This window comes from Lysinibacillus sp. NPDC058147, from assembly GCF_042884205.1.
GTDB lineage: Bacteria > Bacillota > Bacilli > Bacillales_A > Planococcaceae > Lysinibacillus.
In genome coordinates, this window is the sequence record NZ_JBHVUJ010000002.1 from 489,229 (window position 1) to 501,690 (window position 12,462).

Annotated in this window: 16 protein-coding genes; 4 read left to right on the top strand and 12 right to left on the bottom strand. The window is 35.7% G+C overall.

The window, feature by feature from the left end; all coding sequences use genetic code 11:
* Positions 1-22: 22 nt before the first annotated feature.
* On the top strand, positions 23-766 hold the full coding sequence (locus ACFVT8_RS07770; RefSeq protein WP_387083041.1) for a formylglycine-generating enzyme family protein: 744 nt from the start codon (positions 23-25) through the stop codon (positions 764-766).
* Positions 767-930: 164 nt separating this feature from the next.
* On the opposite strand, the gene ACFVT8_RS07775 is transcribed toward ACFVT8_RS07770, so the two are convergent.
* The 6 genes from ACFVT8_RS07775 to ACFVT8_RS07800 form a co-directional block, all read right to left on the bottom strand.
* Positions 931-1,065 (bottom strand): hypothetical protein, encoded by a 135-nt coding sequence (locus ACFVT8_RS07775; protein ID WP_387083042.1) that lies wholly within the window; start codon positions 1,063-1,065, stop codon positions 931-933.
* Between the two features lie 149 nt (positions 1,066-1,214).
* Positions 1,215-1,643, bottom strand: a complete 429-nt coding sequence (gene msrB, locus ACFVT8_RS07780) for a peptide-methionine (R)-S-oxide reductase MsrB (RefSeq protein ID WP_387083043.1) — start codon at positions 1,641-1,643, stop codon at positions 1,215-1,217.
* Positions 1,636-2,169, bottom strand: coding sequence for a peptide-methionine (S)-S-oxide reductase MsrA (gene msrA, locus ACFVT8_RS07785; protein ID WP_387083044.1), 534 nt, complete (start codon positions 2,167-2,169; stop codon positions 1,636-1,638). The genes msrB and msrA overlap by 8 nt, the downstream gene beginning before the upstream one ends.
* Before the next feature lie 12 nt (positions 2,170-2,181).
* On the bottom strand, positions 2,182-2,757 hold the full coding sequence (locus ACFVT8_RS07790) for a YpmS family protein (protein ID WP_387083045.1): 576 nt from the start codon (positions 2,755-2,757) through the stop codon (positions 2,182-2,184).
* A gap of 4 nt (positions 2,758-2,761) precedes the next feature.
* Positions 2,762-3,712, bottom strand: coding sequence for a GDSL-type esterase/lipase family protein (locus ACFVT8_RS07795; RefSeq protein ID WP_387083046.1), 951 nt, complete (start codon positions 3,710-3,712; stop codon positions 2,762-2,764).
* 161 nt (positions 3,713-3,873) lie between these two features.
* Complete coding sequence (locus tag ACFVT8_RS07800; RefSeq protein WP_387083047.1) at positions 3,874-4,716, bottom strand: DegV family protein; 843 nt, start codon at positions 4,714-4,716, stop codon at positions 3,874-3,876.
* A gap of 274 nt (positions 4,717-4,990) precedes the next feature.
* Between ACFVT8_RS07800 and trhA the strand changes: the two genes are divergently transcribed.
* Positions 4,991-5,626 carry a PAQR family membrane homeostasis protein TrhA gene (gene trhA, locus ACFVT8_RS07805; protein WP_387083048.1) on the top strand — a complete coding sequence of 212 codons (636 nt, stop codon included), beginning with the start codon at positions 4,991-4,993 and terminating at the stop codon, positions 5,624-5,626.
* A 45-nt stretch (positions 5,627-5,671) separates the two neighbouring features.
* Here trhA and ACFVT8_RS07810 read toward each other — a convergent pair whose 3' ends face one another.
* The 6 genes from ACFVT8_RS07810 to ACFVT8_RS07835 form a co-directional block, all read right to left on the bottom strand.
* On the bottom strand, positions 5,672-6,166 hold the full coding sequence (locus ACFVT8_RS07810) for an HIT family protein (protein WP_387083049.1): 495 nt from the start codon (positions 6,164-6,166) through the stop codon (positions 5,672-5,674).
* Between the two features lie 45 nt (positions 6,167-6,211).
* Positions 6,212-7,045, bottom strand: coding sequence for an alpha/beta fold hydrolase (locus ACFVT8_RS07815; RefSeq protein WP_387083384.1), 834 nt, complete (start codon positions 7,043-7,045; stop codon positions 6,212-6,214).
* Positions 7,046-7,452: 407 nt separating this feature from the next.
* Positions 7,453-8,109, bottom strand: a complete 657-nt coding sequence (locus tag ACFVT8_RS07820; protein ID WP_387083050.1) for a GAP family protein — start codon at positions 8,107-8,109, stop codon at positions 7,453-7,455.
* Between the two features lie 34 nt (positions 8,110-8,143).
* Entirely contained in the window at positions 8,144-8,884 is a 741-nt protein-coding gene (locus tag ACFVT8_RS07825; RefSeq protein ID WP_387083051.1) for a MerR family transcriptional regulator, read from the bottom strand.
* A gap of 17 nt (positions 8,885-8,901) precedes the next feature.
* A complete protein-coding gene (locus ACFVT8_RS07830; protein ID WP_387083052.1) occupies positions 8,902-9,051 on the bottom strand; it encodes a hypothetical protein in 150 nt (49 codons plus the stop codon).
* 466 nt (positions 9,052-9,517) lie between these two features.
* Positions 9,518-9,994 (bottom strand): dihydrofolate reductase, encoded by a 477-nt coding sequence (locus tag ACFVT8_RS07835; protein ID WP_387083053.1) that lies wholly within the window; start codon positions 9,992-9,994, stop codon positions 9,518-9,520.
* A 178-nt stretch (positions 9,995-10,172) separates the two neighbouring features.
* On the opposite strand from ACFVT8_RS07835, the gene ACFVT8_RS07840 reads away from it, so the two are divergent.
* Complete coding sequence (locus tag ACFVT8_RS07840; protein ID WP_387083054.1) at positions 10,173-11,090, top strand: alpha/beta hydrolase; 918 nt, start codon at positions 10,173-10,175, stop codon at positions 11,088-11,090.
* A gap of 63 nt (positions 11,091-11,153) precedes the next feature.
* Positions 11,154-12,350 (top strand): class I SAM-dependent rRNA methyltransferase, encoded by a 1,197-nt coding sequence (locus ACFVT8_RS07845; RefSeq protein WP_387083055.1) that lies wholly within the window; start codon positions 11,154-11,156, stop codon positions 12,348-12,350.
* Positions 12,351-12,462: the final 112 nt, after the last annotated feature.

Consider the following 12,462-nt stretch of genomic DNA (forward strand, 5'->3'; position numbering starts at 1 on the left):
AGATTAAGATTTGGAGAGGTCAATGTTAACTAATTTAAATCATTACTTAAAAGAATTAATGGTGCATATTCCTGAAGGAGAAATTCGTTTACGAGATTTTCGAAACGAGCAAAAATGGATTAGTTCAAACTATAAACTTGGCATGCCTGGTAAAAGAAATAATTTAAAGGAAGTTAAGTGGAATGTTGAAATACAGCCATTTTATCTTGCCAAATATACTGTGACAGAAGAACTTTTTGCGATGATTATGGGGAAGGATTTTCAAACAATAAACGATCAAAAACCAATTGTTAATGTTTCATGGATAGATGCAGTAAACTTTTGTAATTCATTGTCTGACGTTCTAGGCTATGACAAGTTTTATGATTGTGATCAGAAAAGTAAATCCGTTGTCTGCAATCATCGTTCTAAAGGTTTTCGATTACCGACAGATGCTGAATGGCAATATGCATGTAAAGCAAAATCAAATGGATATCGGTATGGCGAAATTGATGAAATTGCTTGGTATAAAGATAACTCCAACGAACGTGTACACAAAGTTGGAGAAAAAATGCCTAATGACTGGGGCTTATACGACATGATAGGAAATGTTTGGGAGTGGTGCTGGGACATATACGATGAAGAGCTATTTGGCAATTACCGAATAATTCGAGGAGGAAGTTGGGCTGAGGAAGAACGTAGATGTGGAGCTACCTGTCGCCGTAAGAGTATGCCCGATTTCTTTATTGATGATATCGGATTTAGAATTGCTCGTTCAATCATTTAATATTTCTATACAATTATGACGTTCTATCTAGCGAATTGATGGGGCTGTCGCTTTAATAGTCTTATCCTTCGCTTCGCCTGATCTTTCCGTCACTCGATTGTTCATCCGTCGTTTCGATAGCTCTTTCCATCTCTTCGACGTTTCTTTCCGTCGCTTTGATGGTCTTATCCGTCGCTTCGACTGATTTTTCCGTCACTTGATTGTTCATCCGTCGTTTCGATGGCTCTTTCCATCTCTTCGACGTTTCTTTCCGTCGCTTTGATGGTCTTATCCGTCGCTTCGACTGATTTTTCCGTCACTTGACTGTTCATCCGTCACTTCGTTAGCTCTTTCCGTCGCTCGATTCTTCATCCGTCGTTTCAAATGGTCTATCCGTCGCTACTTATACAATTAAATACCTTAAACCATAAAAAACTCCTAGCACGATCTATCCTGCTAGGAGTTGTTGTTATTTAAATAATGAAAGGTATTCTGCATAGCCTTCTTTTTCTAAATCTTCTTTTGGTACAAAGCGGAGTGCTGCGGAGTTAATACAATAGCGTAATCCTCCGAGTTCATTTGGTCCATCTGGGAAGACATGTCCTAAATGGGAATCAGCTTCTTTGCTTCGAACCTCTACGCGACGCATCCCGTGAGATGTATCGAAATGCTCTGCTACTTCTTCCTTTTCAATTGGCTTTGCAAATGCAGGCCAACCACAGCCTGAATCGAATTTATCTAATGAGCTAAATAACGGCTTCCCTGAAACGATATCTACATAAATACCCTCTTCAAAGTGCTTATCGAATTCATTGCGGAACGGTGGCTCTGTTCCATTTTCCTGTGTCACGTAATACTGCATTTCCGTTAACTCTTTTAAACGTTGTTCTTTATTCATTTTTCAGCCCCCAGTTTGTCTCCTGAAATGCTTTACGACCAGACCCGACTGCATAGCGCTCGTAGTGCATTGGATTTTTCTTATAATAATATTGATGGTAGTCTTCAGCTGGATAAAACGTACTCGCCGGTAAAATTTTCACTGCGATTGGTTTATCGAATTTACCTGATGCCTGTAAATCTGCCTTAGAACGTTCAGCCAAATCACGCTGCTCATCATTGTGGTAAAAAATCGCGGTTGTGTAGGACTCTCCACGATCAAAAAATTGTCCCCCAGCGTCAGTTGGATCAATTAATGTCCAAAATGTCGCGAGTAATTGCTCATAAGAATATAACTCATCATCAAACGTAATCTGTACCGCTTCAACATGCCCTGTCGTTTCAGAGCATACTTGTTCATATGTTGGATTGACAACATGGCCACCCGTATAGCCAGAAATTACTGATTCAATGCCAGGTGTTTCGTCAAAAGGCTTGACCATACACCAAAAACAACCACCTGCAAATGTTGCAAATTGTTTTGCCATTTATCTCACTCCTTATTCACCAGGAACAATAATTTCCAATAAAATCTTATCCTTTGGCAAGTCTAATTCCTTTGCTTTAACACGTGATCCTGAAGCAATGTTAATGCGCGATAAGTCAATATAGATTTCTGCCTTATTTGGATTGATGGAAATCCAAGAAGGGAAATCCACCGTGTCTCGCATAATTTTCATCGTTGTCTCAGGTGGAATATTTAACAGCCCAACATTCATCCCTGTCTGTTTTAATATAATATTCCCTTTCTCATCCACTATCGGATCGAAGTTCATTGAAATCTGGATTTCAGTGTAAAACACCTTTAATGTACTTGTTAATTGAATATCATCACCAATTGTAAAGTCCAACGGTAATGGTGATCCCGCATCCTTTAAATACTTCTTCGATATAGATTCCAATTCCTTCGTTGTTGTTTGGACAACGAGGACATTTCCTTTTACTTCATTTTCATCTTTTGAACTCTCCGCAAAATTTACTCCATCTACTGGTCTAGTTGCTAAAAAAACGACGAGGAGGATTGCAAAAAGCACTGTGCCCGCTAAGGCAAAAAATGCAAATTTCCATTTATTCATTTCGTCACTCCTCGAAGCCTATTTCCGTGTTAATCTTTTGTTCCATGTTACACTTCTCCATTGCTTTTAAAATTCGCTCTGTCATTTTATCATAGCCTTTTGCATTTGGATGGAAGAAATCCGTATGATAAACGAGCTCTTTATTTGAATCAAACAGGTCTTCCACTGATACATAGCATGCATTTGGATCTTTCTTGGCTATGTCCTCAATGACTTTATTCCACTCCGTAATAATCGTATCAAATTCATTCGCTTCATTTGTCACGATTGAGAATGGGTTATAAAAACCGATAAGTAATAAAGGCACTTCTGGATTTTTTGCACGTATGCCTTCAACAATTTTACTATAGCGTTTCTTATATGCCTTCAATTCCTTATCAAAAGCGTCACGTTTCAAATTAAACAGATCGTGTTTGACAACCTTCATGACATCATTTCCACCCATAGTAATTGAAATGAGCTGTGCTTTTTGCAACTCTTCATCATAATGCCCTTTTTCCACTAATTTTAATAGTTGATCACTACGTCTTCCTCTTTTTCCTCGATTATCGACTTCAACATCTGAGATCGAGGGCCAAGGAAGCAATGAATCTGCTAATCTTCCAACAAAACCGTCTTTACTATACTCATCACCAACACCGGCTGTTAAAGAATCTCCGAGTGCTAAGTATTGTAGTTGCTTTGCGTTTTTATCATCAATTTCCCGTAAATCCTCTGGTGATGGCTCAAAAAAATGTTCAAAAATTTGCGTCAATACATTCTTTGAGGTTTTTTCCTCATTTTCTGTTTGTTGCTCATCCTGTTTCAAATCTTGCTCCGTCCCTGCGTGCTCCCCATCTGGTTCTGCTTGCGGATTCGGTTCATCTATTGATATTGCACAACCACTTAGTACTAAGACGGTCAAACATGACAAAACTATCATGCGCCAAATACTCATTTGACCACCTTCCATCATTTGCTTACTTCTATTATAGAATAGTTCGTACTGCAATGAAAAGTGACTATACCTAGGTATTCCATAAAAAGTGTGAGCTAACCCTGATTATATATAAATAGGCATGCACTTTTCCACAATAAAAAAGCCACTACAATTATTTATGTAGTAGCTCTCATATATTATTCTGCAAAATAAATAAAACCGATTGCACCTGGACCAGTATGTGTTGAGATAATTGGTGAAGTAAAGGCAATTTCTACTTCATTAAAACCTGTTCCCTCGATTAATTCTTTTAAAGGTCCACCCATCGTTGTTAAACCCTCGGCGTGAGAAATCCCTACAGACTTGACTGTTTTTCCAGCAGTATCAGCTTGGAATTGCTTAAATAAGTAGTTCACAACCTGTTTATGGCTACGTACTTTGGATACGGGATTGTATGCGCCACCTTCTAAGTTTGCAATGACTTTTATGTTCAGCAAAGAACCGATAAAGCCAGTACCTTTCCCAATTCGTCCGCCTTTAATTAAATTTTCAAGTGTGTCGACAATAACATATAAATAAGTATTTTCGCGCACTTTCTCTAAACGCTCCACAATTTCCTCGACAGTAGCGCCTGTATCACGCATTTTAATGGCCTCACGTATTTGAATAGCTAAACCGATTGCAATAAAACGTGAATCGATCACAGTTACATCAGAGTCTGACATTTGCGCTGCCTGACGAGCTGATTCTACTGTTCCACTCATACTACCTGTCATATGAATTGAAATAATTTGATCTCCGTCTTTACCTAGCTCATCGTATAATTCTTTAAATTTCCCCGGTGCAGGCTGAGAGCTTTTCGGTAAATTTTTAGCATTTTTCATTAAACTTAAAAAAGGTTGTGGCTCTAAATCAATACCATCTATATAAGTTTTATCATCAATTTGAATTGTTAGAGGCACAATATGTATACCATGCTGTGCTACTTCTTCTTTTGTTAAATCACAAGTTGAGTCCGTTACTATATGAATTCGTCCCACTTCGACACATCCTTTTACTTCATTAAAATTTATTATATAGACTAATGAATCATTATGTAAACATGACATTTGTCATTAGGTTTCATATGTTTCAGTCCATTTTGTAACCGCTACCTTGGATACTATAGCGTTTTGTCGAATCCTTGTCTATTAAAGTCCTCAAAGCATTTCAACATTTATATGACACTTTTGATGTTGAAAACATGACAAATGTAAATACCAGGATGAAAATTATTGAGGTATAGTAAATATATGCACGAAAGGAGTGTTCGATATGATAGATTCTTTTGACTACAAAACATGGAAGGAAGAATTGTGGAATGCCGTTACACATGGCATTGGATTTATCGCAAGTATTCCCGCACTAGTTGTTCTTATTTTAGCAGCTGTACAAACCGGAAGTGCGCTCCAAATTACAACGTTTACTATTTTTGGTGCCTCTGTGATTATTTTATTTTTAATGTCGACGCTGTTACATAGTATGCCGGAAAAATATAAGCACTTTTTCGCCATTCTTGACCATTCTTCTATATATATTTTAATTGCAGGAACGTATACACCTTTCCTTTTAATTGCAATCGGTGGGACGCTAGGAATTACTTTATTATGTATTATTTGGTCACTTGCCATACTAGGCGTTATTTTTAAATGTTTTTTTATTAATCGATTTGAGAAACTTTCTTTAATTTTTTACATCGGTATGGGCTGGCTAATTATTTTTGCCATTAAGCCTGTCTATCTTTTCTTAGGTTTTCATGGGTTTGCCTTACTGTTAGCAGGTGGGCTTTTCTATACGATTGGAGCTCTCTTTTACGCCTGGCGTTCACTTCCCTACAATCATGCAATATGGCATCTATTTGTGTTAGCTGGTTGTGGATCGATGTATGTTTGTGTTTATTTTTACTTATAAAAATCAACAAAAAAATCGCTCTCTTAACAAAGGAGCGATTTTTTGTTATAGTGCCCTAACTTTTAATTGCCTCGTTAATGCTTTTATAGCACGCAACACTTCCTGTTTATTTTCTTCATTATTCATTTTATTTCTCGCATGAAGTAGAACGGGCCTAATCGATTCTACGGAACGTCCAAATTCGTACATCCATTCATAACGAGGTACCATCCACGTATGAAAATGATGTGTCGTATCTTCATTATAAAAATAATAAACGTACTCTATACCTAATACATCCCTTTGAGCCTTTCTGATTTTTGATAAAAGGTTTACATAATCTATTTTTTCCTCATCGTTAAGTTCGTCAAAGCATTTAATATGGCGCTTAGAAGCTAAGATGATTAATCCCTTTATCGGATAAGCAACATCTTGATGGGCATGAAAATAATCCGTTTCAATGACTACTCCACCATCTGGTCTAATGAGCCCACTCGTAATTGCACAGCTCAAACATTCAACTTCTACAGTTTCTCCATTTGATAAGGTTATTTTTCTCACAGATGTTCCCCTTTTGTTTGAATTTTGGAATTAAAAAAGCGTCCATTATAAGGTCAATTGTACAAATTCTTCAAAAGCTTCTTCTTCCTCGATAAACGGGTTATGATTAGAGTGTTCAAAAATCGTTAATGTTGCATTAGGAATAAAATCGGCAATTTCGATACCGAATTCAACAGGACATTGTGCGTCATGTCTACCTGAAAAGACGTAGGCTGGTATATGTATTGATTTCAATCGTTCGCGAATATCAAAGCTATTTACTTCTACTTTTCTAAAATAATCAAGATTTTTTCCTATTGTGCGACCACTATTCGGACGAGTTATTGCTACTTTTAGTTTTTCCTCAGAATGATAAGACATTAAAGCCCATTCATAACTTAACTTCTGACGTTCTTCTCGAACTGTATCCGGATTATTCAGTAAATCCATTATTTCAACTATGCGATTGAAATGTTTATTTTTAGCGCAATAAATACTATTTGGGTGACTTCCGTATTCTTTGCTTGCTGCTGTAGAACCAGCTACTATTTTTGTTAAAGATTGTGGTGATTCCACTGCGTATTGAAGTGCAAGCATCCCACCCGTTGAATGACCTGCAAAAGCCCATTTTTTAAGCTGTAATGCTTCTCGAATCGCTTCTAAATCTTTCACAATTTCTTTGAAGCTTAATTGCTCATCACTTTCTATATCTGCTGAATTCCCAGCACCTCTAACATTGATTAAGTACACTTTGTAATATTCGGTAAATGGATTCGCAAATAAATGACCTCGCTCATCAAAGCCCATGTAAAGATGTGTAATAGCTAATGGTTCACCTTCTCCACTTACAAAGTACTCAAATTGTCCTCTGCTTGTTTCAATAAAGTATTGTTTCCACATTGTTAATGACACTATTCAATCACTCCATTTCTAACTGAATACTGTTTTCTTACATTAAATATTCTACAATTATTTCCAAATACCTTTCATTACACAGAAAAAGCACGGTTATTCAATACCGTACTTTTTAGTTCTTATTTACTTTGTATTTTCCACGGTGTTACTTGTGTCTTCTTCTTTTGAGCAGGACATGCCCCAACAATTGTAAAGAACAAACCCGCAAAAAAACTGAGTGTGCGTGACACTATCAGTGAGGCGAAAAGATGACAATACTAGTATTCAAAGATTACAAAAAAACGTTAAAAAACCCTCTCCCATGCAAACAAATAAGAAAGGGCCTGGAATGATTAAACGTTTATTACTGTTTTTATCGTATTTTTTGTATCCTTTACATTCGCAAAGACTCACTATAGATAATCTATAGTGTAAAATATTAATATCACTCCAACTATACACATAATCCAGGATAAGGCAGAACTTGAACTGCTTGATATTTTATTCCGAAGATTAACTAAGGTAGGTTTTATCAACTTACCAAACAATTTATATCCTAAAAATATAAGCAGAGCGGGTAGAACCATAATAATATTGTATACTGCTATAATTGGAAGCCACTGATAATAAGGTATATCTATTGTAGTTAATAAACCAATAGCCGTAAAATAAGGAAAAGCCGTGCCTGCCTCAATGATAAAAGTCGTAATACCAATAATAATAATTGAGAATATGCTTTGAGTTTTAGGCTTTGGAATATTACTTTTCTTATTTGCGGGGATAAAGAAGCTAGTAATAAATAATATCACCCCTATTATGAAGATTCCCCAGCTAAATATTTTATTTTGAAAAATATTTGAGAATGATTCCATAATAAAATTTAGTCCTAACATCATGATGATACCTAATGAAAAATATAAAAGGACAACCGTAAATAGATATGTCAATAATCTAGATGTTAAATTTTTATTGTCTGTTAAAACCAGAAATAAAGTAACACCAATAATTGTAGGGCTTAATGTATCTAGAAGAGCTAAGCCACCCAAATAAATTAATATATCTGTTCCCATCTTTCCCTCCACATGAACAATTGTGTTCAAATACCTATGATTTATTACCGAGATAGTGTATATATGCCTTTTCCATAAAGTTAAGGACTTCTTGATCAATTGGATATAGGTTATATTTTTTTGATTCCTCAGGTGACATTCTAATGTCCCAAAGTTTATCTAAAAATGCATCTTCGTCATTAAAGTCTTCGCCTTTTTTTACATCCATTCTCTTAATGATATTTTGTATTCGTGTATTACTATAACTAAGGTGCATATATTTTTTTAATTGTCCTACTAAAGCAACCCACTCTAGAGAGTCTGGATCGCTACTAGCCATTTTTGGAAGTTTTCCTAGTACTTCTGTGTTTTTAATATTTAATTCATTTTGATTATATTTTAATACTTCTTTAGAATCCTTATTACTATATAGTTCCATAATTTTTTTAATCCTAAATTCTTCTCCATCAATAGCTATACCGTTTATTAGTTCCCTTAAACTATTATCTATCTTTGAAAAACGGTCCTTCTCACTTATAACATAAGATATTTGTTTCATTAGACTATTGGACCAATCCCATTCTTCGGACTCTAACATCATTTTGATCTCGCTTAATTGAAATCCTATAGTTTTTAAGAATTGTATTTGCTGAAGTTTTTTCAACTCATTGTTTGAGTATAATCGATGACCCCCTTCAGTTTTTGATACAGGTTTAAGAAGTCCTATTTTGTCATAATATCTCAAGGTTCTAACTGATACACCGCTCAGCTTTTTAAATTCGTTAATATGAAACAAGCTATTACCCTACTTTCTTATTCATTTGTATTATTAAAAAACATTGTTTTTAATACGTAACCAATTCCTAAGCCAATTAGCACCCCTGGAAAAGCATTATCAAAAAATAAACCTACTCCTGCTCCAATAATGACGCAAGCATAAATAATAATATCGTCTTTCTTCATTACAAGATTCTCCTTTAATTAGTTTTAAAGTAAAAGCTCTAATAACAGTATAAAAGATGACGTAAGGTCACTTTCAACTAATTTAAATATCTCACTGCATAAAATTTGGAATTGACCTTATTGACTCTTACTAAACTAAAGAGAATGGCTATATTTTCGGCTTTGGCAGTTTTAAACAATCTGAACAATTAGCTGTAGGTATTGAATAAGTTAAACATCAAATAACTACTTTTTACGTTTTGAGAGATACTTACGCATCATTTTTGTTTGCTCATGATTTAGATATTGCATTCTGGATTTAATACCAAAAAAAAAGCACCAGCAAGATGCCGATGCTTTAAATCTGTCAAATACTCTGTAATATTTATTATTGATTTGAACCAAAAACCTTTGTAAACGTTGGTAAATCAACAATCCTTTTAACGTTTTGAGAAATGATGTGTACACATTTACCGTCTAGACTTGATTATTTGCGTTCAAAAATCTCATATTGGAATGTGTAACCCTCTGGTGCTGTTTCTGGCTCCACTGAGGATACTTGTACAAAATCCTGCTCATAATTTGGGAAGTATGTATCCCCATTAAACGTATGATTGATTTTTGTAATATATAAACGATCCGCGATATCCATGGATAAACGGAAAATTTGCTCGCCACCAATAATCATAATTTCTGGGACATCTCCAGCAAGAGCGAGGGCACCCTCCAAACTTGTCACCACTTCAATCCCATCCGCCTGATAGTTTTCATCACGCGTAATTACAATATTGCGTCGACCAGGAAGCGGTCTACCGATAGATTCGAATGTTTTACGACCCATAATCATTGGTTTCCCCATCGTTTTCTCCTTAAAATATTTTAAATCCCCAGGCAAATGCCACGGCATGCCATTTTCATAGCCAATCACATAATTATTATCATGTGCCACAATTAAAGAAATCATATTGTCACGTACCTCCAAATACTTTCGTCCATTATATTATAAACATAATTTTACTTTACAATCAGATTATTTCTGCTTAGAAATTAATTTATTTTCTTTTTCGATATTAAATCCTAGTAATTTTATAAGAATAGTTTATAATAAATGTTATCAAAAGAAATTTAAAGGATTGATGTTGATGACAAAATTAAGAGATGAAGCGATCCGTTATATAAAAGCAAGTGAATCTTCTAAACAGTACTATGATTTAACACCACAAGAAGCGAGAGCCGTTCGAATAGTGCCAAAGTGGAAATCACCGAATAGCCCTCAACTTGCGGCAATTGAAAATAGAAAAATAACAGTTCGAGATGGTGCCCAAATTAATGTGCGCATTTATAGACCTGTTTTAGACGATAAACTTCCAGTCATTGTTTATTATCATGGAGGCGGTTGGGTTTTTGGAGATTGCGACTCTACGGATGCAGGCTGTCAGCTATTAGCAACAAAAGCCCAAGCAATCGTTGTTTCAGTTGATTATCGACTAGCGCCAGAATATCCATTCCCTACACCGCTCTACGATGCTTATGACAGTTTCGTGTGGGTTTACGAAAACATCGAAAATTTCGGTGGAGATGCAGCAAATCTTACTGTCGCTGGTGATAGCGCAGGCGGAAACTTAGCAACAGTTGTCGCCTACTTAGCTGCGACATTAAATGGACCAGCAATTAAAGCGCAGGCACTTATTTATCCTGTAGTCAATGTAGATTTTACAACGGCTTCTTACAATGCTTACGGCGAACACTACGGCTTAGACAAACAAGGAATGCAGTGGTTTGCAGGGCATTATACAGATAAAGAAAACTATATGAATCCACTTGTATCCCCACTTCAAATTGACGACTTAAGTGTTTTACCGAAAACGATCATTATAGCTGCAGAGGCAGATGTCCTTTACGACGAAGGTATTGCATATGCACAAAAGCTTACTGATGCCGGAGTGACTGTTGAGCATGTAAATATGACTGGTTTAATCCATAGTTACTTTAGTAAAATGAATTTTTTCGAACAAGCAACGATTGAAACAACTGAAAAAATTGCTAATTTCGTAAAATAAGTTTGTCTATCAGCATAAAATAGTGCGATAATAGAGCAAAATGTTTTTTTAAAGGATGACAACATGACACAAACTATTGCTTTACAAATTAACAATCCCTTTTCTAATCAATTAAAAAAAGGCTATCCGCTCATTTCAAAAGATGCAGTTGATGCACGCCACCTTCCTAAAGAAGAAGGTGCACTTCTAAGACTAACGGATAATCATAACCGTTTTATTGGCACCGGATACTATGGCTTACAAAACAAAGGTATTGGTTGGGTATTAACAAACGATGCGAACGAAAAAATAGACAAAGCCTTTTTTATGAAAAAATTTAAAAAGGCCATTCAAAATCGAGAAGCTTTTTTCAACGATCCCCATACAACAGCCTTTCGAATCTTTAATGGTGAAGGTGATGGCATCGGCGGTTTAACAATTGACTTTTTTGACGCTTACTATATGGTGAGCTGGTATAGCGCAGGCATTTATTCATTTAAAGAAATGGTCTATGAAGCACTAGCAGAGACAGTAGATTACAAAGCCGTTTATGAGAAAAAACGTTTCGATACTAAAGGACAGTATATGGAACAAGATGATTTCGTCATGGGAACACCTGGCGAATTTCCGATTATCGTAATGGAAAATAGTATGAAATACGCCGTCAATTTAAATGATGGAGCCATGACGGGAATTTTCCTCGATCAACGAGAAGTAAGACTTGCCATTCGTGAACGTTATGCAGAGGGTAAAAATATGCTAAATACGTTCTCCTACACGGGGGCATTTTCTGTCGCGGCGGCACTTGGTGGAGCAATAAAAACAACTAGTGTAGATGTTGCGAAGCGTAGTTTAGCTAAAACAATTGAGCAATTTAGCGTTAATAGCATCGACTATGAATCACAGGATATTAAAGTAATGGATGTCTTTAATTATTTTAAATATGCTCAGCGCCATAATTTAAAATTTGACCTTGTCGTTTTAGATCCACCAAGCTTTGCACGTACGAAAGAAAGAACATTCTCAACTGCGAAAGACTATCCTAAATTACTCGTAGATACAATCGCCATTACGGAGAAAAACGGTGTTATTGTTGCTTCAACGAACAATGCAAGCTTTGGGATGAAAAAGTTCAAAAGCTTTATTGACCAAGCATTTAAAGAAACTAAAACAGCCTATAAAATTGTTGAAGAATACAGCTTACCAAAGGATTTCCGTGCCCCACGCGAATATCCAGAATTCAATTACTTAAAAGTTGTTTTTATTAAAAAACTCAACTAAATGAACCGAGACAGAATCACCTCCAAGTGATTCTGTCTTTTTGTTTGGGAGAAATATTTAGATCCCCTCAATATATTGTTAGAATTTTCCGTTTACTATATAATATATTCAT